Source organism: Tardiphaga sp. 37S4 (genome assembly GCF_021044645.1).
Lineage (GTDB): Bacteria > Pseudomonadota > Alphaproteobacteria > Rhizobiales > Xanthobacteraceae > Tardiphaga > Tardiphaga robiniae.
Map to the genome: position 1 here is coordinate 4,451,152 of NZ_CP088008.1, position 23,065 is coordinate 4,474,216.

General features: G+C 62.4%; 22 protein-coding genes. 6 read left to right on the forward strand and 16 right to left on the reverse strand.

The window, feature by feature from the left end; all coding sequences use genetic code 11:
* Window positions 1-2 precede the first annotated feature (2 nt).
* Complete coding sequence (locus tag LPB73_RS21175) at window positions 3-1,277, reverse strand: acyl-CoA dehydrogenase family protein (RefSeq protein WP_231078067.1); 1,275 nt, start codon at window positions 1,275-1,277, stop codon at window positions 3-5.
* A 132-nt stretch (window positions 1,278-1,409) separates the two neighbouring features.
* Between LPB73_RS21175 and LPB73_RS21180 the strand changes: the two genes are divergently transcribed.
* Entirely contained in the window at window positions 1,410-2,189 is a 780-nt protein-coding gene (locus LPB73_RS21180; protein WP_175368777.1) for an enoyl-CoA hydratase-related protein, read from the forward strand.
* Between the two features lie 11 nt (window positions 2,190-2,200).
* On the opposite strand, the gene LPB73_RS21185 is transcribed toward LPB73_RS21180, so the two are convergent.
* From LPB73_RS21185 to LPB73_RS21195, 3 genes are read right to left on the reverse strand one after another with little or no spacing between them, the layout of a single operon-like run.
* A complete protein-coding gene (locus tag LPB73_RS21185; RefSeq protein WP_231078068.1) occupies window positions 2,201-2,575 on the reverse strand; it encodes a DUF6285 domain-containing protein in 375 nt (124 codons plus the stop codon).
* A gap of 4 nt (window positions 2,576-2,579) precedes the next feature.
* Entirely contained in the window at window positions 2,580-3,578 is a 999-nt protein-coding gene (locus tag LPB73_RS21190) for a phosphotransferase family protein (RefSeq protein WP_231078069.1), read from the reverse strand.
* A 3-nt stretch (window positions 3,579-3,581) separates the two neighbouring features.
* Complete coding sequence (locus LPB73_RS21195; protein ID WP_231078070.1) at window positions 3,582-4,376, reverse strand: enoyl-CoA hydratase/isomerase; 795 nt, start codon at window positions 4,374-4,376, stop codon at window positions 3,582-3,584.
* Between the two features lie 218 nt (window positions 4,377-4,594).
* On the opposite strand from LPB73_RS21195, the gene LPB73_RS21200 reads away from it, so the two are divergent.
* Window positions 4,595-5,386: an SDR family NAD(P)-dependent oxidoreductase gene (locus tag LPB73_RS21200; RefSeq protein WP_231078071.1), complete on the forward strand. Its 792-nt coding sequence runs from the start codon at window positions 4,595-4,597 to the stop codon at window positions 5,384-5,386.
* Between the two features lie 125 nt (window positions 5,387-5,511).
* Here LPB73_RS21200 and LPB73_RS21205 read toward each other — a convergent pair whose 3' ends face one another.
* On the reverse strand, window positions 5,512-7,173 hold the full coding sequence (locus LPB73_RS21205) for a flavin-containing monooxygenase (RefSeq protein ID WP_231078072.1): 1,662 nt from the start codon (window positions 7,171-7,173) through the stop codon (window positions 5,512-5,514).
* 211 nt (window positions 7,174-7,384) lie between these two features.
* Here LPB73_RS21205 and LPB73_RS21210 point away from each other — a divergent pair, with 211 nt between their 5' ends.
* From LPB73_RS21210 to LPB73_RS21220, 3 genes are read left to right on the forward strand one after another with little or no spacing between them, the layout of a single operon-like run.
* Window positions 7,385-8,518, forward strand: a complete 1,134-nt coding sequence (locus tag LPB73_RS21210) for a nitronate monooxygenase (RefSeq protein ID WP_231078073.1) — start codon at window positions 7,385-7,387, stop codon at window positions 8,516-8,518.
* 17 nt (window positions 8,519-8,535) lie between these two features.
* Complete coding sequence (locus tag LPB73_RS21215; protein ID WP_231078074.1) at window positions 8,536-10,053, forward strand: acetyl-CoA acetyltransferase; 1,518 nt, start codon at window positions 8,536-8,538, stop codon at window positions 10,051-10,053.
* Window positions 10,035-10,514, forward strand: a complete 480-nt coding sequence (locus LPB73_RS21220; protein ID WP_231078075.1) for a PaaI family thioesterase — start codon at window positions 10,035-10,037, stop codon at window positions 10,512-10,514. The genes LPB73_RS21215 and LPB73_RS21220 overlap by 19 nt, the downstream gene beginning before the upstream one ends.
* A gap of 65 nt (window positions 10,515-10,579) precedes the next feature.
* Here the strand turns inward: LPB73_RS21220 and LPB73_RS21225 are convergent, their stop codons facing one another.
* From LPB73_RS21225 to ltnD, 5 genes are all read right to left on the reverse strand, one after another.
* A complete protein-coding gene (locus LPB73_RS21225; protein ID WP_231078076.1) occupies window positions 10,580-11,788 on the reverse strand; it encodes an efflux RND transporter periplasmic adaptor subunit in 1,209 nt (402 codons plus the stop codon).
* The gene (locus tag LPB73_RS21230; RefSeq protein WP_089262355.1) at window positions 11,778-14,975 is read right to left on the reverse strand and encodes an efflux RND transporter permease subunit; all 3,198 of its coding nucleotides are present in this window, start codon (window positions 14,973-14,975) and stop codon (window positions 11,778-11,780) included. Before LPB73_RS21230 ends, LPB73_RS21225 begins: the two co-directional genes overlap by 11 nt.
* 458 nt (window positions 14,976-15,433) lie before the next feature.
* Entirely contained in the window at window positions 15,434-16,711 is a 1,278-nt protein-coding gene (gene otnK / locus LPB73_RS21235; RefSeq protein ID WP_231078077.1) for a 3-oxo-tetronate kinase, read from the reverse strand.
* The gene (gene otnI / locus LPB73_RS21240) at window positions 16,708-17,490 is read right to left on the reverse strand and encodes a 2-oxo-tetronate isomerase (protein ID WP_231078078.1); all 783 of its coding nucleotides are present in this window, start codon (window positions 17,488-17,490) and stop codon (window positions 16,708-16,710) included. Before otnI ends, otnK begins: the two co-directional genes overlap by 4 nt.
* 17 nt (window positions 17,491-17,507) lie before the next feature.
* Window positions 17,508-18,425, reverse strand: a complete 918-nt coding sequence (ltnD, locus tag LPB73_RS21245; protein WP_231078079.1) for an L-threonate dehydrogenase — start codon at window positions 18,423-18,425, stop codon at window positions 17,508-17,510.
* A gap of 133 nt (window positions 18,426-18,558) precedes the next feature.
* On the opposite strand from ltnD, the gene LPB73_RS21250 reads away from it, so the two are divergent.
* On the forward strand, window positions 18,559-19,227 hold the full coding sequence (locus tag LPB73_RS21250; protein WP_231078080.1) for an aldolase: 669 nt from the start codon (window positions 18,559-18,561) through the stop codon (window positions 19,225-19,227).
* Window positions 19,228-19,233: 6 nt separating this feature from the next.
* On the opposite strand, the gene LPB73_RS21255 is transcribed toward LPB73_RS21250, so the two are convergent.
* The 6 genes from LPB73_RS21255 to LPB73_RS21280 are packed head-to-tail and all read right to left on the reverse strand — an operon-like array spanning window position 19,234 to window position 22,953.
* The gene (locus LPB73_RS21255) at window positions 19,234-19,488 is read right to left on the reverse strand and encodes a hypothetical protein (protein ID WP_231078081.1); all 255 of its coding nucleotides are present in this window, start codon (window positions 19,486-19,488) and stop codon (window positions 19,234-19,236) included.
* Window positions 19,485-19,685, reverse strand: a complete 201-nt coding sequence (locus LPB73_RS21260; RefSeq protein WP_231078082.1) for a hypothetical protein — start codon at window positions 19,683-19,685, stop codon at window positions 19,485-19,487. The genes LPB73_RS21255 and LPB73_RS21260 overlap by 4 nt, the downstream gene beginning before the upstream one ends.
* A 32-nt stretch (window positions 19,686-19,717) precedes the next feature.
* Window positions 19,718-20,422, reverse strand: coding sequence for an ABC transporter ATP-binding protein (locus LPB73_RS21265; protein ID WP_068733264.1), 705 nt, complete (start codon window positions 20,420-20,422; stop codon window positions 19,718-19,720).
* Window positions 20,406-21,140 (reverse strand): ABC transporter ATP-binding protein, encoded by a 735-nt coding sequence (locus LPB73_RS21270; protein WP_068733262.1) that lies wholly within the window; start codon window positions 21,138-21,140, stop codon window positions 20,406-20,408. The genes LPB73_RS21265 and LPB73_RS21270 overlap by 17 nt, the downstream gene beginning before the upstream one ends.
* Complete coding sequence (locus tag LPB73_RS21275; RefSeq protein WP_170849756.1) at window positions 21,137-22,120, reverse strand: branched-chain amino acid ABC transporter permease; 984 nt, start codon at window positions 22,118-22,120, stop codon at window positions 21,137-21,139. The genes LPB73_RS21270 and LPB73_RS21275 overlap by 4 nt, the downstream gene beginning before the upstream one ends.
* On the reverse strand, window positions 22,120-22,953 hold the full coding sequence (locus LPB73_RS21280) for a branched-chain amino acid ABC transporter permease (RefSeq protein WP_231081212.1): 834 nt from the start codon (window positions 22,951-22,953) through the stop codon (window positions 22,120-22,122). Before LPB73_RS21280 ends, LPB73_RS21275 begins: the two co-directional genes overlap by 1 nt.
* Window positions 22,954-23,065 lie beyond the last annotated feature (112 nt).

Sequence of the window (23,065 nt, forward strand, 5' to 3'; positions counted from 1 at the left end):
GTTCAGTGCTTACCCGCGCCCATATAGCCAAACAGGAATCCCGCGACCTTGCGTTTCTGAATTTCTTCGCTGCCTTCCGTGATGCGGTAGCGGCGGTGATGGCGATAGATGTGCTCGAACGGTTTGTGGCGTGAATAGCCCATGCCGCCATGCACCTGCATCGCGCGATCGGCGGATTCACAGCACAGCCGGTTGGCCCAGTAGTTACACATGGACACCTTGTCCGACAGCGTATGCTCGACCTGAGCCTGGGTGAGCTGGTCCATCTCCCATGCGGTCTTGCGGATCAGGAGCCGTAGCATCTCCGCCTGCGTCGCGAGCTCGACCAGCGGAAACTGGATGCCCTGGTTGCGCGCCAGCTCCTCGCCGAACGGTTTGCGCTCGCGCGCGTATTTCACACTCTCATTGATGCAATAGACCGCCGCACCCAGCGAACTCGCCGCCTGCCGGATACGGTTCTCATGCACAAAACACTGCGCCAGCGACAGGCCGCGGCCGATCTCACCGAACAGTGCATCATCCGGCACAAATACATCGGTGAACGACACGCGCGGATGATCGGTGGGCATGTTGAAGGTCCACATATATTCTTCGATTTTCACGCCAGCGGCCTTGGCCGGCACCAGGAAACAGGTGATGCCACGTGCATCGCCATCGTTCCCCGACGTGCGCGCGAACAGCGCGCAATGGGTGGCCACGTGCATGCCCGTGGTCCACATCTTCTCGCCATTGACGACCCAGCCCTTGACGCCGTCACGCGTCGCCTCGACTGCCGTCGTCTCCATATGCGTGGCGTCAGAACCATGCTCGGGTTCGGTGAGGCCGAAGGTGATGCGATATTTGCCGGTGATCGAGCCCTCGATCATCTCCTTCTGGTCGTCGCGGCCATAGCGATCCAGCATTGTCACCAGCGGAAGATTGCCGACGATGGAATGTTCGTTCTGCAGGTCGTTGTGCAGGCCAAGGCCCTTCGACGCGAAATGCTCGCGGATCACGGCCATCCAGAGATTGCTGCCGTCTTTGCCGCCATAGCGCTTCGGGATTGCGAAGCGCAGATGGCCGGCGCCGTCGGCGAGATTCTTCGCCTGACGCAGCAACTGCTCCCATTCATGTCGCGGCAGCCCGCCATTGTCGAAATCGGTGCGCGCCCATTCGCGGCGATGATCGAAGAAGCGGATATTGTCATCCCGCTCTTCGAGCGGCTTGATCTCGCGCAGGATGAATGAATCGAGTTCAGCGAGATAGGCGACCAGATCGGCCGGCAGGGAAAAATCCAAGGCGCTCTCCCGATTGTTTTCCGAGCTTTGTTGCTCTTGTTAATCGAGCGATTAAGATGGCATCGTCCGATCAAGTCAAGCGCGCCCGCGCGGCGTAAATTCTGCCTAACGAAAAACAAAAGGGAGGCCGCGATGGCTCTGCAATTCTCAACTGTGACCCGCAAGGGACCGATCACCATCGTGACGCTGTCGCGCCCGGAAGTTTACAACGCACTGCACACCGACGCGCATAACGAGTTGCACGAGGTGTTCAACGACTTCGCCAGTGATCCCGAGCAGTGGGTGGCGATCGTCACCGGTGCCGGCGACAAAGCGTTCTGTGCCGGCAACGATCTGAAATGGCAGGCCGCCGGCGGCAAGCGCGGCTGGAACACGTCGGGCTTCGCCGGCCTCACCGCGCGCTTCGATTGCGACAAGCCGATCATTGCTGCGGTGAACGGCGTCGCTATGGGTGGCGGCTTCGAGATTGCGCTGGCCTGCGACCTCATCATCGCTGCGGAAAATGCGACCTTTGCCCTGCCCGAGCCCCGCGTCGGCCTCGCTGCACTCGCCGGCGGCCTGCAGCGCCTGCCGCGCCAGATCGGCATGAAGCGCGCCATGGGCATGATCCTCACCGCGCGCCACGTAAAGCCGCAGGAGGGCTATGAGCTCGGCTTCGTCAATGAAGTGGTGCCCCAGGGCGAGGCCCTGAACGCCGCGCTGCGCTGGGCCGAGACCATCTGCCAAAATTCGCCGATGTCGATCCGCGCCTCCAAGCAAGCGATCCAGAAGGGCATGGCGGTGTCGCTGGAACAGGCCATCACCGAGCAGCGCGAATATCCCGCCGTGAAAGCTATGGCGGCGTCGGAGGATTATGTCGAAGGGCCGAAGGCGTTTTCGGAGAAGCGCAAGCCGAACTGGAAGGGGAAGTAGCGCTTCGGCGCTTACTTCGGTTCCAGCTCGCGTTTGTACGCCGCGTAATTCGGCTGATCGACGGCGAGCTTCGCCAGCGTCGTCTGCCACAGATGCTCCTTCACACCGGGCGTCGTGAGATCGACATCACCTTGCGCGATGCGGTCGGCGAGATCCCGATTCAGTCCCTCCAGTGAGCCGTGCACGCCGAGCAGCATCGTCAGGCCATGCAGCTCGGCGGCGTCGCTGTCGCCGGCGAGCGTCAGTTGCCGCGTCACCAGATCAAGTGCGTTGATCGCGACACGCAGCTTGAACGCGGCATGGCCCGAGATTTGAGGTGCAATGTCGTTGCGAAGGAAATCGGCAACGGCCTTTACCAGTTCGTCCGGCCTTGGTTCGTCCTGCATGTCATCAACCTCGCGGTGCCAACAGTCTAAGCAGATCGATCTCCGTCTCCGACGATCGCCGCCCGATCATCGCGCGCTCCATCGAATGATCCGGGCCGAGACGAAACCGCTGCATCATCCCGACGCACATCACGCCCCAACGCAGGGTACCCATCACTTCCCAAAATTTCACCCGCCGTGCATCGACAGCGATTCCGCTAGCCGCTTCGTAACCGGCGAACAATTCTTCATAAGTACCAAACCCGCCAACCGGCTTGTCGATGACACCGAAGCGCCAGGAATTGACGCAGATCCAACCGAGATCCTCCATGGGATCACCGAGATGCGCTAGCTCCCAGTCCAGCACCGCACGGACGCCATCGGGCCCGATCATCAGATTGCCGTGGCGGAAATCACCATGCACCAAAGTGACGCGCTCTGACGGGCCGGGATCGTGATCGCGCAGCCAGCGCAGCGCCAGCTGGAACACCGGGCGCGGCCAGTCGAAGCCGTCGATCTCGCGCTGTAATTCGGCGATTTCCGTTGCGGCAGTCATGCGGCGAAGCTGCGGCAAGCTTGCGGCAGACAGCCCGTGGATGCCGGCGAGTATCTCGCCGCATTGCCGTGCGAGTTTGGGTCGCGCGTCCGCGAATTCATCGTCACGCAAGATCTTGCGCGGGATGGTTTCACCAGCGACTCGCTGCATGATGAAGCCCGTTCCCAGATCGTCATCCGGTCTGAGAACGTGCAGCACCTTCGGCGACGGTACGCCAGCATCATGCGCGAGTTGCATGAGTACCGCTTCCGCATCGAGACCCGCGGCGCGGCCGGGCGCGGCACCATAGCCCGACGGCGCGCGGCGCAGGATGGCGCCGATGGCACCATCGGGATGCGTGATGTCGAACGACCACGTCTCCTGGCTGGCGCCGCCAGACAAACGCTTTGCATCCGTCACGCCGGTGGCGCCATTGCACCACGACGTGACGCTGCGTGCGAGCAGCTCCGCGACGGAAGCTGAGCTCAAGGCCTATTTGCCCGTGAACTTGGCCGGACGTTTTTCCAGGAACGCCGCGACGCCTTCCTTGAAGTCCGGCGACGCACCGGCGGCGCGCTGCGATTTGACCTCGAGATTGATCTGGTCCTCGAAGGAATTCTCCGGGCTTTCCCAGTAGAGCTTGCGGATCAGCGACAGTGCGATGGTCGGGCCGTTGGCGAGTTCATGGGCGAGCTTCATGGCTTCATCCATCAGCGCCGCATCGTCATAGACGCGATTGACGAGGCCCCATTCCAGCGCCTTCTCGGCCGGCAGCTTTTCGCCAAGCAATGACAGTTCGACCGAACGTGCCTTGCCGATCAGGCGGGGCAAGATCCAGGTCGAGCCGCAATCCGGCACCAGGCCGATACGGCGGAACGCCTGCAAGAAATAGGACGAGCGTGCACACAAAATGAGATCGCCCATCAGCGCAAAGCTCATGCCGGCGCCGGCGGCGGGGCCATTCACCGCGGTGACGATCGGGCAATGCAGGTTCTGCAGCCGGCGCAGGAACGGATGGAAAGCGGTCTCCAGCGTCGCGCCGGCGTTGCTACGCGCTTTTGTGAGCTGATTGTTGCGCCCCTGAAGATTGGCGCCCGTGCAGAAGGCACGGCCGGCACCGGTGAGGACCACGCAGCGCACGTCGGCCTTGCGATCATCGATCTCGTCCAGCGCCTCGCCGAGACCACCGAGCATGTCGACCGAGACCGCGTTCATCACCTCCTGATGATCGAGCTTCAGGATGGCGACATTGCCGTCGAAATCGAGCGTGACGTGTTTGAACTGCATGGTTTCCTCACGGGATGGTCCGCGTGTTTATTCCGCGGTGTGGAAGCTTTGTCTGGGCATGATCTGATCCGAAAACCGGCATCCACTTTTCGGGATTATGCCATTGTATGTCAGGCGACATATTTGATTTTTCGGACGCGCTTGTCCATGCTTCCTGGGGAACACCAGCCCACCAACGGACGCACGGCATAACGCGCGCCAAACATGGAAACGCTGACATGGCAACGCCTACACGGATATTCGACCTCAGCGGCCGCGTGGCCGTCATCACCGGCGGCAATGGCGGTATTGGCCTCGGCATCGCGCAGGCGCTGGCCACCGCCGGTTGCAACGTTTCGATCTGGGGCCGCAACGCCGAGAAGAACAAGAGCGCAGCTGCCACCATGGCGGACTGCACCGGCAAGGTCGATACGCTGGTCTGCGACGTGACCGACACCGCCTCGGTGAAATCGGCGATGGATGCCACGCTCAGGACATTCGGACGCGTCGATGGCTGCTTCGCCAATGCCGGCATCGGCGGCGGCGGACGGCACAATTTCATCGACCGCACCGAAGAGCAGTGGCGCACCATGTTCGCCACCAATCTCGACGGTGTCTTCCATGCGTTCCAGGTTGCCGCGCGGCATATGACCGAACGCGCGGAGGCTGGCGACAAATTCGGCCGCCTGGTCGCAACATCGAGCCTCGCCTCGATCTTCGGGACCGCGCGCAACGAGCACTATGCGGCGACCAAGGCCGCGATCAATGCGCTGGTGCGCGCGCTCGCCGTCGAACTGGCGCGGCAGGGCGTGACAGCCAATGCAATCCTGCCGGGCTGGATCAAGAGCGACATGACCGCAGGGATCATGGGTAACGAGAAATTCGTCGCCAATGTCATGCCCCGCATTCCGGTGCGCCGTTTCGGCGAACCGTCGGACTTCGGCGGCATCGCTGTCTATCTGATGAGCAAGGCGTCATCGTATCACACGGCAGATACGTTCGTGATCGATGGCGGGTATACGGCGTTCTAACCACAAATGCTGTCATGCCCGGACTTGATCCGGGCATCCATCTTTGCCCCTGCAGCCAATGAAGATGGATGGCCGGGTCAAGCCCGGCCATGACGACCGAGGGGACCTAGTTTCTCGGCCCACCTCTACGACGCCACAGCCTCCTTTGGCCGCGCCCCCACCGTCATCGCAAATCCCTCATAGTCCTTCGCCGCCACATCATTGCAGATCTGCCGGTAGACACCGACGCCGCCGATATAGGGCATGAATATCTGCGGCTTGCCGGGGATATTCGCACCCATGTACCAGGAATTGGCTTGGGGATAGAGCGTGCCAGCCGCCACCTCGTTGACATGAGCGACCCATTTGTCCTCGGCGGGACGCGTTGCCTCCATCACCTCGGCGCCGCGGTCGCGCATATAGCTCAGGCAATCGGTAATCCAGTCGACATGCTGCTCGATGGACACGATCATGTTCGACAGCACAGACGGCGAGCCGGGGCCGGTGACGATAAAGAGGTTCGGGAAGCCGGCGCTCATCAAGCCGAGATAGGTTCGCGGACCTTCCGCCCATTTGTCATTCAGCGTCTGGCCGCCGCGACCACGAATGTCGATCTTGGCGACCGAGCCGGTCATCGCGTCGAAGCCGGTGGCGAGCACCAATGCGTCGACCTCGTAATCCTTGCCGCCAGTGCGCACGGCATGCGGCAGAATCTGCTCGATCGGATGGGCCTTGATATCGACCAGCGTCACATGCGGGCGATTGAAGGTCGCATAGTAATCTGTATCGACGCAGATACGCTTTGAACCAACCGGATGATCGGTCGGCTGCAGCAGCCTTGCCGTTTCGGGATCGCTGACGATCTCTGAAATTCTCTCGCGGATAAAATCGGCGGCGGTATCGTTGGCGCGCTGATCCAGGACCAGGTTATTGTAGACGCCCATAAAGGTAAGCCCGCCCGATGTCCATCGCGCATGATATTTTTCACGCCTTTCATGCTCCGGATCGTCGAGCGCGCCGCGATCCGGAATCGGCTGCACGATGCCGTTCTTGAAATCCTCGCGCGCCTGCCGGCGAATCTCCGGATAGTTGTCGCGAAACGATTTGCGCTCATCATCGGTGAGCGGCGCATTGCGCGCCGGCACGCTGAAATTTGCTGTGCGCTGGAACACAGTGAGCTGGCTCGCCTGCTCGGCGATCAGCGGGATCGACTGGATTGCTGACGATCCGGTGCCGATGACGCCGACGCGCAGACCGGTGAAATCGACTGTCTCATGCGGCCAGTTGCCGCTGTGATAGACCTTGCCCTTGAAATCCTTCATGCCCCTGAATTCGGGCGTACGCGCATTCGACAGACAACCCGTCGCGAGCACGACATGCTGCGCGGTGGTGGTCTGGCCATCGGAAGTCGTCACCGTCCATCGATTGGCGCGCTCGTCGAATACCGCAGATTTGACGGTCGTGTCGAACTGGATGTCCCTGCGCAGATCGTAGCGATCGGCGACATGGCCGGCATAGCGCAGGATTTCCGGTTGCGGCGCATAGCGCTCGCTCCAGTCCCATTCCTGCTGCAATTTGTCATCGAACGAGAACGAATACTGCATGCTCTCGACGTCGCAACGCGCGCCGGGATAGCGGTTCCAGTACCAGGTGCCGCCGACATCGCCGCCCTGTTCGAACACCTTCACGACAAGGCCGAGGCCACGCAATTTGTATAGCAGATAAAGCCCCGCGAACCCGGCACCGACGACCACGACATCGATGCGCGCGTTCTGATGCGAGACAGGTTGCGGCTGAGCAGCGGCCATGCGTTCACTCCCGTAGTTTTTGCTTTGCTTGTTACGGGCAGCATTTCCCGCATGACGCGAAAGCGCAAGGGGGAAATCGGGCGACGTTGCCCCGGTATTTTGCCAGGCGGAATGCCGCTCGTCCGCTTGGCATCGCCCTTCCCCATACGCTAGCGTTCATCACGAACTCGCCACATGAAGCGGGTCACAAGAGATTCAGGGAGACACGCCGATGAAGTCGCCGATCTGCGAGATGCTAGGCATCGCATTTCCGCTACTCGCTTTCAGCCATTGCCGCGACGTGGTTGCCGCCGTCAGCCGTGCCGGCGGCTTCGGTGTGCTCGGCGCCACCGCACATTCGCCGGAAACGCTGGAGCAGGAACTGAGGTGGATCGACGATCATGTCGATGGCAAGCCCTACGGCATCGACGTGCTGATCCCGGAGAACATCTCCACCGCCGGCGAGAAGGACGTCACCTGGAAATCGCTGGAGCGCCGCATCACGCCGGAACATCGCGCTTTCACCAAGAGCCTGCTGAAGAAATACGGCGTCGATCTCAGGATCACCGAAGTGTCCGCCGACCAGCCGCAGCCATTCGATGGCGAGACTGCACTGCGGCTGCTCGACGTTTCCTTCAATCATCCGATCCGGCTGATCGCCAATGCACTCGGCGTGCCACCGAAGGCGATGATCGAGATGGGCAAAGCCCATGGCGTCCCGGTGGCGGCACTCGTCGGTGCTAAGGAACATGCGATCCGGCAGGTTGCGGCCGGCGTCGATATTCTCGTGGCGCAGGGTACCGAGGCCGGCGGCCATTGCGGCGAGGTCTCGACCATGGTGCTGGTGCCGGAGGTGATCAAGGCCGTCAAGCCGATGCGCGAGGTCCCGGTGCTCGCCGCCGGCGGCATCATGACCGGGCGGCAGATGGCCGGCTGCATGGCGATGGGCGCGGCAGGCGTCTGGACCGGTTCGGTGTGGCTCGCAACCACGGAATCTGAAACCTCCGAAATCTTTCGCGAGAAGATGATTGCCGCCTCGTCGCGCGATGCGATCCGCTCCAGGGGCCGTACCGGCAAGCCCGCACGGCAATTGCGCTCGGTCTGGACCGATGCCTGGGATCGCGGCGAAGACAGCCCAGGCGCACTGCCGATGCCGCTCCAAAGCCTGATCAGCCGCGACGCCTTCGCCTCTATCGACCGTTCGGCCGCGGCCGGCAATGCGCAGGCACGGGATCTGGTCAGCTATTTCGTGGGCCAGGGCGTCGGCCTGATTGACAGCGTCAAGTCGGCAGGCGCAGTTGTGCAGGAATTCAAGGAGGACTTTGCCGAAGCGGCGGAGCACCTCACCATGCTGGTTTCCGAATAGAGGCAAGAGCAAGAACAATGGCAGTGTCGAACCAAGCTGAAGACCGCATCCCCGTCATCGTCGGCGTCGGCGAATTCTCGGATCATCCGAAGGAGCTCGCCGAAGGTCTCGAGCCGCTCGCGCTGATGATCGAGGCGCTGAAGCGCGCGGAGCACGACTCTGGCGGGAAGCTGCTTGGGGATATCGACTCGCTCGACATCGTGAACTTCCTGAGCTGGCGCTACACCGCGCCGGAGAAGCAGCTCAGCGAGAAGCTCGGCATCACGCCGAAGCACGCTTATTATGGCCCGGTCGGCGGCGAAAGCCCGATCCGCTATATTCACGAGGCGGCGAAGCGGATCGCGCGCGGCGAATCCCAGGTCGCGGCGATCACCGGCGCGGAATCGCAGGGCACTGCCACCAAGGCCGAACGTGCCAAGGTGGATCTGCCTTGGACTCCATTCGCCAAGGATGCGCCGGAGCCGCTCCGCGGTGCCAACTATCAGAAGCCGATGGCCACCAAACTTGGCGTGGCCAAACCGGTCACGGTCTACCCGTTCTATGAAGCCGCCTCCGCCGCGCATTGGGGCCAGACGCCGCGGGAGGCGCATCGCGAATCCGGCGAGTTGTGGTCACGCTATGCAGGCGTCGCCGCGACCAATCCCGAAGCGTGGATCAAGAAGGCTTACACGCCCGACGAGATCACAACGCCGACGCCTGACAATCGGCTGATCGCCTGGCCCTATACCAAGCTGATGGTCGCCAATCCGATGGTGAACCAGTCGGCCGCCATCCTCGTTACCAGCCTTGCCAAGGCGCGCGCTGCCGGCGTGCCCGAGGATCGCATCGTGCATATCTGGGGCGGCGCTTCGGCCGAGGAGCCGCGCGACTATCTCGACCGCGACCAGTATGTGGAGAGCCACGCGCAGAATGCGGTGCTGAAGGTGGCCATGGATCTGGTCGGCGGCTCCGGCAAGAATTTCGGCGCCATCGAGCTCTATAGCTGTTTCCCCTGCGTGCCCAAGATGGCCCGCCGCACCCTCGGCCTTGGCAGCGACGTGCAACCAACCGTGACCGGCGGTCTCACCTTCTTTGGCGCGCCGCTGAACGACTACATGGCGCATGCCGCCTGCGCGATGGTCCGCAAAATCCGCGCGGGGACCAAGACGGGCCTGCTCTACGCGCAGGGCGGCTTCGTCACCAAGCACCACGCATTGGTGGTGTCGAAGGATATGCCGAAGGAAGCGATCGCGCAGGACACCAATGTGCAGGCTGACGCCGATCGCAACCGCAAGCCCGTTCCGACATATGTCACCGAGGCCTCGGGCAACGGCACTGTCGAAAGCTTCACGGTGATCTACGGCCGCGGTGGCGAGATCGAACACGGCGTGGTGATCCTGCGCGCTGCTGCCAATGAACGCGCGCTGGCGCGTGTGCCGGTACAGGACCAGGCGACACTGGCGTTTCTGATGGATCAGGACAAGACGCCAGTTGGGGCATCGGGGCCGATCAGCACGGCGGGTGACGGCGTGCTGGAATGGCAAAAGGCATCGTAGGCCAAATGACCAAATTTATTCCAAAGGATGCAAACTTCGAGGCCCGCGTGCAGGCGAGCTTCGCCCGCCAAACGGCGATGGCGACACTGGGCATCGAAGTTGCGCGTCAGGCCGCCGGCGAAGTCGAGCTTAAAATGCCGTACAACACCGCCTTTACGCAGCAGCATGGGTTCATTCATGCCGGCATTATCACGACAGCGCTGGATACGGCCTGCGGATATGCCGCCTTCTCGCTGATGCCCGACGATGCCGCGGTTCTGACCGTCGAATTCAAGACCAATTTTCTGGCCCCGGCCCGCGGCGAGCATTTCCTGTTTCGGGGCCGCGTGCTCAAGCCCGGCCGAACCATAACGGTTTGCGAAGGCCAGGCCTTTGCGGTGGAGCGAGGCGAGGAGAAACTGATCGCAACAATGAGCTGCACCCTGATGGCGCTGTTCGATCGCGAAGGCATCACACACTAGGCGATCGTAAATGCAGGGGTTGCTATGCCGGACGTACGAGCCCGGCATAGCGCGGCGTCAACGCCCTACCCCTTCACTTCCTTCTTGTCCGTCTCCGCCGTCGGCTTGCCGCTTTTCGGAGCACCGCTACCGCCGGTGATACGGACCTTGTCGCCGTCGTTGAGGCCGTCCGGCGGGGCAATGACGATGCGGTCGTCGGCGGCGATGCCGGATGCGAGCTCGATGTCGCGGCCGAGATCCCTGGCGATGGTCACGGTCTTGAACAGGATCTTGTCGTCCGGTCCAACGGTCGCGACGCGCATGCCGCTCTTGTTGAAGATCAGCGCCGAGGCCGGAACATGGAGCGGCGCGGAATCACGCGCGAGGCTCATCTTCACATTGGCATAACCACCCGGCAGCAATTCGCCGTTGGGGTTGTCGAGCACGAGCTGCATGCGCGTGGTGCCCGACGCCACATCGACCGATTGCGACGAGGCCTCCACCGTGGCCGGGAACGTCTTGTTCGGATGATCGGGCACGCTGATGATCGCCTTGGCGCCTAACCTGATCGCCGGCACATAGCTCTGCGGCACGTCGACATAAACGCGCAGCTTCTTGATATCAGATACCACGAACATCGCGGCGCCGGTTCCGGTGCCACCCGAGATCAGCGCGCCGACGTCGGTGTTGCGCTGGGTGACGACGCCGTCGAACGGCGCGGTGATCTTCTTGTAACCGGCCAGCGCTTCCAGCCGCTCAACATTGGCCTGACCGGAATTCACGGCGGCGCGCTTGTTGTTCAGATCGGCGGTGCGTTCGTCGATTTCCTGCGCCGAAACGAAATTCGACGCCACCAGCGTCTTGCGGCGGTTCAGCGTCGCTTCCGACAGTTTGGCGCTGGACTGCTGGCTGACAAGGTCAGCACGGGCCTGCAGCAACTGCTGATCGAGGTCCGGGGCTTCGATCTCGGCGATCACCTGGCCGGATTTGACCTGTGCACCGATATCGGCGCTCCAGCTCTTCAGATAGCCCGAGACGCGGGCAAAAATCGGCGCGCGGTAATAGGCTTCGAGCCGGCCGGGCAGATCGAGCGACGCGTTGAGGACGCGGGCATCCGGGGGAGCCACAGCGACCGTCGGGATCGCCTGATCGTCGGTCCAGGCCTTCAGGTCGGTCTCGGTCTTGGCGCGGGCCATGATGCCGGTGACGACGATGGCGCCGGCGGCGCACAGGCCGATCACTCCGACCAGGCCGAGCTTGCGGCGTGACACCGGGGGGGTCTGCTCAGTGGGCATGCAAAGTCTCCGAGGTAGCCACGTCAGCCGCAGGCTGATTTTCGGGCTGCTGTTTCTTGTGAACCATGCTGAACACCACCGGCACGAACATCAACGTGGCAATGGTAGCAAAAATCAGGCCGCCGATGACAGCGCGGCCAAGTGGCGCATTCTGCTCGCCGCCCTCGCCCAGCCCGAGCGCCATCGGCGCCATGCCGATGATCATGGCCAGGGCCGTCATCAACACCGGGCGGAAGCGGACGAAACCGGCTTCCGAGGCGGCCTTGATGGGATCGCCGAGGATCGCGTAGCGCTCGCGGGCAAAGGAAATCACCAGCACCGAATTGGCCGTTGCGACACCCATACACATGATGGCGCCGGTCAATGCCGGAACCGACAACGTGGTCTGCGTCGTGAACAGCATCCAGACGATGCCAGCCAATGCCGCCGGCAGCGCGGTGATGATCACGAACGGATCGGACCAGGACTGGAAGTTCACGACGATCAAGAGATAGATCAGCACGATGGCGCCGAGCAGGCCGAACAACAGGCCGGCAAAGGCGCTGTTCATGGTCTGCACCTGACCGAGCAGCGCCACATTGCTGCCCTTCGGCACATCCGCCTTGGTTTCTTCCAACACCTTGTAGATGTCGTTGGACACGGAGCCGAGATCGCGGCCCTGCGTGGTGGCATAGATCTGCACCATCGATTGGATGTCATATTGCGACACCACGGCATTCGAGGTCGAGCGATTGATGCTGGCAATGCCGCCGAGCATCGGGGAGTTGTTGCTGGCATTCACGGCCGTAATCGGCAGCGTCTCCAGCGCACCCAGCGAATCCAGTTTGTATTGCGGCGTCTGCATCACGATGGAATAAGACACGCCGTTATCAGGACTAAGATAATAGGTCGGCGCGACTTGCGACGAACCTGCGAGGTTGACCACGAGGCTGTTGGTGACATCGCGCTCGGTCAGGCCGACATACTGCGCACGGGTGCGGTCGACATCGATGTTGAAGCCGGGATTGTTCGGCGACTGCTGGAGCCGCGCATCGGCAATGCCGGGAATGCGGCGGATCTTGCCGAGCAGCTTGTTGGCATATTCGAAGTTCGCCGCGAGATTCGCACCGCGGATCTGCAGGTCGATCGGGGCCGGAGCGCCGAAGTTCAGGATCTGGCTGACGATGTCGGCGGGTAGGAAGGCAAAGCTGACGCCCGGGAACTGCCGCGGCAGTTGCTCGCGCAATTGCCGCACATATTCCTCGGTCGGCCTGTGGCCTTCCTTCAGCTTGATCTGGAAGTCACCATCCTGCGGGCCGATCACGCCGGTGTTGTTATAGGTGAGATTGATGCCGGAGACGGGCATGCCGATATTGTCGGTCATGGTCTCGATCTGATCCGGCGGGATGATCTTGCGCACCGCCTTGGTGATATCGGCGAACTGGTTCGCGGTTTCCTCGATGCGGGTGCCGACCTGGGCGCGGACATGCATCAGGATGGCGCCGCCGTCGACCGATGGGAAGAAGTTGCGGCCAAGGAACGGCACCAGCAGAAACGACACGCCGACGACACCGAGGAAGCCGATCACAAAAACGGGGCGCCGCGCCAGCGCCATATCCAGCAGGCCGTGATAGCCGCCGCGGATCCGCTCAAAGCCGGCCTCGAAGCCACGCTGGAAGCGCACCAGCGGATTGCGGGTCGGCGGCTTCTCGCCGTCATGATGGACATGCGGCTGAAGCAGATACTTGGCCATGGTCGGCACCAGCGTGCGCGACAGCAGGAACGACCAGACCATCGCGAACATCACCGCTTCGGCCATCGGCACGAACAGGAAGCGCGCAATGCCGTTGAGGAAGAACATCGGCACGAAGACGATACAGATACAGAGAAGCGATACGAAAGCCGGCGTCACAATCTGCGCCGCACCATCCATGATCGAGGTCTCGACGTCCTTGCCCTGCTCCAGATGGTAATTGATGTTCTCGATGGTCACCGTGGCGTCGTCGACGAGGATGCCGACTGCGAGCGCCAAACCGCCCAGCGTCATGATGTTCAGCGTTTCGCCGATCATCGACAGCATAATGATGGCGCCGAGCACCGCGAGCGGGATCGACACCGCGATGATGACGGTGGAACGCCAACTGCCGAGGAACAACAGGATCATCACCGACGTCAGCAAGGCCGCGATGACGCCTTCCACGGCCACGCCCTCGATGGCGCCGCGCACGAAGCCTGACTGGTCGCCAATATAGCTGATCTTCAACGCGTCCGGCAGCGCCGCGCGATAGTCGATCACCTTCTGCTTGATGCCGGAGATGATATCGAGCGTGGAAACCGAGCCCGCCTTCAGCACCTGCATCAGCACCGAACGATTGCCATCCACATGCACGATATTGGTCTGCGGCGGATTGCCGTCGCGCACGGTGGCGACGTCATCCACATAGACCATGGCGCCGTTGACGCTCTTGATCGGCAGCCGGCCGAGTTCTTCGATCTTCAGCGGCGAATTGTTGAGGTTGATCGTGTATTCGAACTCGCCGATCTTCTGCGTGCCGACCGGCGTGATCAGGTTCTGCGCCGCCAATGCATTGGCGACGTCCTGACCCGAGAGACCACGCGCCTGTAGCGCGCCCGGATTGAGATCGATCTGAATCTGACGCTGTTTGCCGCCAAACGGATATGGGATCGCGGCACCTGGCACGGTGACCAACGGCGTGCGGAGCTGGTTGATGCCGATATCGGCGAGGTTCTGTTCTGTGAGGCCGTCGCCTGACAGAGCAACGTTGATGATCGGCACCGTCGAGGCCGAATAGTTCAGGATCAGCGGGGGCGTGGCGCCGGGCGGCAACTGCTTGATCAGCGTCTGCGAGATCGCGGTGACCTGCGCATTGGCGGTGCGGATGTCGACATTGGGCTGGAAGAAGATCTTGATGATGCCGAAGCCGGCATAGGAATTCGCCGTGATGTGCTCGATGTCATTGACCGTGGTGGTCAGTGCGCGCTGGAACGGCGTGGTGATACGGCCGGACATCTGGTCCGGCGGGAGGCCGGTATATTGCCAGACCACGCCGATGACGGGGATGCGAATATCAGGGAAAATATCGGTCGGCGTGCGAAGCGCGGCCAGCGGCCCGACAATCAGCAACAGCAGGGCCAGCACCACAAAGGTGTAAGGCCGAGTCAGGGCGATGCGCACCAACGAGATCATGAACGGGCAGTCCTCGATATATTGACGAGAGGGGCACTGCGGGAACCCGCCTGCCCACGATCGAATTCACCTGTTTAGAGAGATCATCTGCATCCGATTAGTGAGCCGGGCCGGCATAAGCCTATCGGCTCGGTTCATGAATGAACGGGCAATCCTCTTTGCATGAAGGGCTGCGAACGAGCGGTTTCCCGGCCTGTCCACGCCAGCAGATTTACCCGACCTGCGACAAAATAGCTAACGCGCGAAGCCTCACGGCAATTCACTTCAGCGGTATTGTTAATTGTTTCCGGGCCGCCGTGGCGTCCGCACAACAGTTTTAGGCTTAAATAGACGCGGCTGCGGCTCGCGACACCCAAGGTGTCATGGGCCGGTCAAGATGAACTATCTGTAATGCGCGCGGCGCAAGCAGCGCCCTGCCTATTCGGGCAGCCTGTCGCCCCGGGATTGGGCGACATCCATCAGGTCATCAGGCCAAGCGCATCTTCAAAAAAAGCCGGTCCACCGAAATTGCCGGACTTCAGCGCCAGCAGCATCTGGCGCTCTGCCGCGCCGACTGCGCGCAACACCGGCACACCGGCGGCGATTTCCGCACCGACCAGAAAACCCGGAATGCCCAAACGATCCACGACAGCGCCGGAAGTCTCGCCGCCAGCCACGACGAGCCGTTGTACGCCGGCGCGGACGAGACCTTCAGCGAGATCGGCCATCGCCTGCTCGATGGCATGCCCCGCGGCATCGCGGCCATGGCGCTTTTGCAGCGCCGTCACCTGATCCGGTGTCGAACTACTGGCAATCAGGACCGGTCCTTTGCCGAGCCGCTCCTTCGCCCAGCCGAGCGCGCGCTGGACTTCCGCGCCGCCGGCCATCACCTGTTCGGGATCGAGATGCAGCACCGGCATCACCTGTTCGGCGCGCGCGATCTGCTGCAGCGTCGCCTGCGAACAACTCCCAGCCAGACAGGCTGCAGCGCCGCCCACAGGCGTATCCTTGATCGAAGTCGCCGCGTTCGCCTTGACGCGGCCGGACGCGACCAGTGCGCGCGCCAGGCCAAGCCCCATGCCGGATGCACCGACCGAGACGCGATGACCCAGGGCGACCGCACCGATGGTTTCCAGATCGCTGGCAAATACGGCGTCGATGATCGCCGCGCCAAAGCCATTCTCCGACAGTCCATCGAGATGCGTCCGCACCACGTCGGCGCCGCAGGCGACAACTCCGAGATCGACCAACCCGATATTTGTCGCGCTCTGCCGCGCCAGCACACGGACGAGATTGGAGTCGTGCATCGGATTGAGCGGGTGATCCTTCAGCGGACTCTCGTTCAGCGGCACGGAGCCAACGAACAGATTGCCCTGATAGACCGTGCGGCCGGTCTCGGGGAATGCCGGCGTCACCAGCACGATATTGTCACCGGAATCGAGCCGCAACGCGTCCATCACCGGGCCGATATTGCCGGCGTCGGTGGAATCGAATGTCGAGCAGATCTTGAACAGCACATGATCCGCGCCGCGGCTGCGCATCCATTTTTCGGCGGCGCGCGATTTCTCGACCGCCCTGCTGGCCGCGATCGAGCGACTCTTCAGCGATACTACAACGGCATCGACGTCCGGCAGCTGCAGATCATCAGCAGGAATGCCGATGGTCTGCACCGTGCGCAGACCGCAGCGGGTCAGCGTGTTGGCCAGGTCGGACGCACCCGTGTAGTCGTCAGCGATGCAGCCCAGCGCCAGCGTCATGCTTTCACTCCGGCATAGGGCTTGAACCAGCCAAGTCCTGCGACCGTATCGCCGGCCGGGCGATATTCGCAGCCGACATAATTGTCGTAGCCGAGCCGGTCGAGTTCATCGAACAGGAACGGATAGTTCAGTTCCTCACCGGACGGTTCGTTGCGCGACGGCACGCTGGCGATCTGGATATGCCCGATCCACGGCAGCATCTCGCGCAGCCGCATCGTGACGTCACCGTGCATGATCTGGCAGTGATAGATATCGAACTGCAGCCCGAGATTCGGAATCTTCATGTCGGCGATGATGTCGCGCGCGAACATGAAGTCGTTGAGAAAATAGCCGGGCACATCGCGCGGGTTGATCGGCTCAATCACCACGTCGACGCCATGTTCGCCGAGAAAATTCGCGGCCCATTCGACGGATTTGCGGAAGGCCGCGACGGCCTTCGGATCGCGGCGATCGGCGAGACCCGCCATCATGTGCAGGCGGCGGACATTGGTGGCCAGGGCATAAGGCAGTGCCGTGTGAATGCTCTGCCGGAGCTCATCGAACTTGTCGGGACGTGCGGCAAAACCCTTTTCGCCGGCATTCCAGTCGCCCGGCGGCAGATTGAACAGCACCTGCTTCAGGCCATTTCGTTCCAGCCGTTCGGCGATCGCTTCCGGCGGATGCTCGTAGGGGAACAGGAACTCCACCGCAGTGAAACCGGCCTTCGCCGCGGCATCAAAGCGATCGAGGAACGCGTGTTCGTTGAACATCATGCTGAGATTGGCGGCGAAGCGGGGCATCGATCGTCCTCGTGTTCTTAATTCGGCTCGCCCGGCAGCTTGGTGCCGGTGACCTTGGCATACATCCGCGCCACGGACGCGTCGTCATCGCGGCCCATGCCTGACGCCGAGGTCATTAGAAACATCTGCAGAGCCGCAGCGGAGACCGGCACGGGAAATTTTGCCGTACGCGCCATGTCCTGGATGATGCCAAGATCCTTGACGAAAATATCGACCGCGCTGCGCGGCGTGTAATCGCCATCGAGCACATGCGGCATGCGGTTCTCGAACATCCAGGAGTTGCCGGCGGAGGCGGTGATCACCTCGTAGACCTTGCGGATATCGAGACCCTGCTTGGCGGCAAACGCGATGGCTTCCGAGGCGGCGGCGATATGTACGCCTGCGAGGAGCTGGTTGATCATCTTGAAAGCGGCGCCCTGCCCGGCGGCATCGCCGAGTTCGTAGAGCTTGGCGGCCATCGCATCGAGCGCCGGCCGCGCCTTGGCAAAGGCAGCCTCGCTGCCGGATGCTAGAATGGTGAGTTCGCCCTGCGCCGCACGCTGTGCACCGCCGGAGATCGGGGCATCGAGGTAATGTCGACCGGTGGCTTCGAGATCCCCGGCGAGGCGGCGGGCGACATCGGGATCCATCGTCGCGGACGATACGAATACCGCACCTTTCGGCAGCGTTTCAGCAACGCCATCCGTCCCGAACAGGATGGTCGCCGTCTGCGCGGCATTGACGACGACACTGATGACGATATCCGCGCCCTGCGCGGCGTCCGCCGGGGTATCAGCGCCCTGCCCTCCGTCGGCCACGAAGCGCTTCACCGCATCCGCCGAGACGTCGCAGCCGGTCACCGTGAAGCCGGCCTTCTTGAGCGACAGGGCCATGCCATAACCCATCGACCCCAGACCAATAACGGCGACGCGTGGCTTCTCAGATGCAGGTGACATGCGGCAATTCCCTAGGGGTCCTCGATGGCCAGCTTGAGGCGGCCTTGCCTCTCGGTAACACGGCTTGGCCATCATGCCAAAGCGTGGGAAAAAGCATCACGAGGAAATGCCTAGAAAAGACCGAGGACATCCGGTGACTGACACAAAGCTCCGTGAAGAGATCTGCCGGCTCGGCCGCTCGCTGTTCGACCGTGGGCTGACGCCGGGCTCATCGGGCAATATCAGTGTGCGCTGCGATGATGGCGGCTGGCTCGTGAGCCCGACCAATGCGTCACTGGGCTCACTCGATCCGGCCCGGCTGTCGCGCCTCGACAGCAACGGCCGCCTCATGTCTGGCGATGCGCCGACCAAAGAGGTTCCGCTGCATACGGCGCTGTATGAGACCCGCAGCGCCGCTCGCGCCGTGGTGCATCTGCATTCGACCCATTCGGTAGCGGTCTCGATGCTGCCGGAAATCGACCCACGCGCGGTGCTGCCGCCGATGACGCCCTATTACCTGATGAAATGCGGCGCGACGGCCCTGGTGCCGTATTATCGGCCGGGCGATCCGGCGGTCGCCGACGCTATCAAGGGCCTCGCCGGCAAATATTCATCCGTGCTGTTGGCCAATCACGGCCCGGTGGTGTCCGGCGACACGCTGGAAGCAGCGGTCTATGCCATCGAGGAACTCGAAGAGACCGCGAAACTCTATCTGCTGCTGCGCGGGCTCAACCCGCGGCACCTAACGCCCGCGCAAGTGAAGGACCTGGTGGCGACGTTCGGGCTGGTTCTGCCGGATCATGACCGACACGGGCACGATTGAACTGCGTTATTTTATAAGTCGATTGTAGACCGCGTGCGGACCGATCCAGAACCACACCAATCCATCATCGACTTCGACCGCGAGCGCGCGATACTGCCGCCCCACCCGCGCGGAGAGATAGCGGCCTACTTTCTTGAGATGGATCGACGGGCGGCTTGGGTCACTCTTCAAAAGAGCGAAGTTTTTGTCGGCAAGCAACCGTACATGGTCGGGTAATTTTTGATACGCCGCCCAGAAAGCCGGACTGGCGTGATGTTTCATAGTTCCCGCGTCCGCCCATCGCGGTGCGCTTTCAGTGCCTCTTCAGCCAAGCGATCCAACCGACCAGACAAGGCATCGGCTTCGATCTGACGGTCGAACCGCTCTGCCTCGAACGCCTCGAACCACGCTCGAAACCGCTCCAACTCTGCCGGGGGCAGGCTTTCGACGGCCTTCTCAATATCTTCGACATTGGACATAGCGAGACTTTAGCACAACGGCGACCGGCCGCCTACAGCCCCAGATACGCCTTGCGCACATCCGGATTGGTCGCGATCTCCGACGCCTTGCCCTGCATCTGGACGCGGCCGGTCTGCAGGATATAGGCGCGGTCGGCGATCTCCAGCACTTCGGCCATGCGCTGCTCGACGATCAGCACAGTCATGCCCGCGTCGCGGATCTTGATGACCGCCTGAAAGATCTCGTCCACCAGCTTCGGCATGATGCCCTGCGACGGCTCGTCGAGCATCAACAGGCGCGGACGGGTCATCAGTGCGCGGCTGATGGCCAGCATCTGCTGCTCGCCGCCGGACAGGGTTTCGGCGCGTTGCTCGAGACGTTCGGAAAGGCGCGGGAACAGGTCGAACACCAGCTTCAACGGCTCGTCGCGATCGGGCTTGCCGCGATACATGTAGCTGCCGAGGCGGAGGTTGTCTTCCACCGACAACCGCGGAAACAGCCGGCGGTTCTCCGGCACATAGGCGATGCCGCGCGCGGTGATGAGATGCTGCGGCACGCCGTTGATCTGCTCGCCATCGAAGGTGACGGTGCCCGAACGCGGGCGCTCGGCGCCGGCGATGGTCTTGATCAGCGTCGACTTGCCGGCGCCGTTGGAGCCGCAGACGGCGACGATCTCGCCCTTGGCGACGTCGATGGTGACGTCCGAAATGGCGACCAGCCCCTGATAGGCGGTGGTGGCCTCACGCACCGACAGCATGGCGATCCCCGAGATATGCACTGATGACTTCAGGATGCCGCACGACATCCGCGGGTTTGCCCTCGACAAGCTTCTTGCCGAGATTGAGCACGATGGCGCGGTCGACCAGCGGCATGACGATTTCCATGACGTGTTCAACCATCAGCACGGTGACGCCGGTCTCGCGGACCTTGCGGACCAGGGCCACGCCCGACTGCGCCTCGAGCGGCGTCAGGCCGGTGAGACATTCGTCGAGCATCAGGAGCTTCGGTTCGGTGGCCAGCGCACGCGCCACTTCGAGGCGGCGCTTCTCCGACGGAATGAGATCCCTGGCAAGCTTGTCGGCGCGCGGGGCAAGACCGCAGAACTCAAGCACCTCATGTGCCTTGCGCCGCGCATCACGCATCTTTTCGTTGCGGATCAGCGCGCCAACAATGACGTTGTCGATCACGGTCATGGTCTCGAAGCTCTTCACCACCTGGAAGGTGCGCGCGATACCGCGCTGGCAGCGTTCCGCCGCCGGCATCTGCGTGACGTTCTCGCCGTTGAACCAGATCGTACCCTGCGTGGGCGGCAGCACGCCGGCGATCAGGTTGAACAGCGTCGACTTACCGGCGCCGTTCGGCCCGATCAGGCCGACGATTTCGCCAGCGCCGACGGAGATCGAGACGTCGCTATTGGCGATCAGGCCGCCGAAGCGCTGCCAGACGCCACGGGTTTCGAGAAGAGGTGTCGTCATTGCGGCACTCCTTTCGAAGCCGGACGTCGCGAGAACAGGCCGATCAAACCATCGGGCCGCGCCAGCGAGATCACGACGATCACTGCGCCATAGAGGATGAGATCGACGCCGCGGCCGGAGCCGCCGATGAAGGAGCGCGTCAGTTCGGTCATCGGGATCAGGATGACCGCGCCGAGCACCGGGCCCCACAGCGTGCCGATACCGCCCAGCACCGCAGGCAATGCCATCAGCAGCGAGAACTGGAAGGTCATGACGCTTTCAGGATCGATATAGGAGACGAACTGCGCGTAAAACGCACCGCCGATCGCGGTGAGGAAGGCCGAGACGGCCGCTGCGCCCATCTTGGAATTGAACACCACGACGCCGAGGCTTTCGGCCGCATCGGGATTATCCTTCACCGCGCGCCACCAGAAGCCCCATTTGGAGTCTTCCAGCCACCAGGTGATGAACCAGGCGACGCAGCAGAACACGAGCGCGAAGTAATAGAACGGCAGCTTGCTGCGTGTGAACTGGAACTTGGCCCAGCTATCGCCGCGCACCGGGATGTCGATGCCGAGCGCCGCACCGGCATAGTCCCAATTGTGGAACAGCAGGAAGCCAATTTCGGCGATGACGATAGTGGCGATGACGAAGTAATGGCCGCGCAGGCGGAAGGTCGGATAACCCAAGGCCAGCGCGATCAGCGCGGAAATGATGCCACCGCCGAGCATGCCGAACCACGGCAGCACACCGAATTTGGTAAACAGCAGCGCCGTCGTATAGGCGCCGAGGCCGAAATAGAGCGCGTGGCCGAGCGAGATCTGGCCGCAATAGCCGCCAAGGATGTTCCAGGCCTGCGACAGCGCCGCATACATCAGGGTCAGCACCATGATGTTCTGGACATAGACGTCCTTGACGAAGAACGGCACGCAGGCGGCGATGGCCGCAAGCGCGGCGGCGAGGATGAGGTCGCGGCGGCGACGTTGGGTGAAGCTGTCCATCAGATCGATCCGAACAGGCCGCGCGGCCGGACAAAGACAACGAGGAGATAGACGGCATAGATGCCGACCGATTTGAGCGATGGCGGCAGGATCATCGCCGTGGTCGCCTCGACCAGACCAACGATGATGCCGCCAGCAAAAGCGCCGAACACGCTGCCAAAGCCGCCGAGCGCCACGGTGACGTAAGCGATCAGCGCAAAGGACGCGCCAACGTCGGGATAGATGTAGAAGAAGATCGCCATCACGCCGCCGGCGAGACCGATCAGCGCCGAGCCTAGGCCCCAGCCGAGGGCGAACACCTTGTTCTTGTCGATGCCGACCAGCGCCACGGCACCGGCATCCTCACGGGTCGCTTCGAGCGCGCGACCGAAGTCGGTCTTCTTCATGAAGAAGTAAAGCGCGCCGAAGGCAGCAATGGAAATCAGCGCGCCGACCAGCTGTGGCACCGGCAGAAATACGCCGAAGATCGAGATCGTCTTGCCGCCGAGGAACGAGGCCGGGATGCTTCGATAATCCGGGGTGAAGAAGAACTGCGCGAGGCCGCGCATCAGGATGGCGAGGCCGAAGGTTGCGAAGATCTGCACCATGCCGATATTGGCCTTGGCCCGCATCGCGAAGCGTATGATCACGAGATAGATCACCGCGCCGAACACGAACATGCCAGCGGCCACCAGCGGGATCGACAGCAGTGGATCGACCGCCCAGAACATGAATAGGAAGAAGGTGAGGTACATCGCCAACATCAGGAATTCGCCATGGGCGAAGTTGGTGACGTCCATCAACCCGAAGATCAGCGCGAGGCCGACCGCGAGCAGGCCGTAGAGCAGCCCCATCAGCAATCCGCTGGCAAGGCTCTGGATGATGGTCGCGGCGGTCACGAAGTAATCCTCTCTGTCTGTCGTCCCCGCGAAAGCCGGGACCCATAACCACCGACATCACAACTGG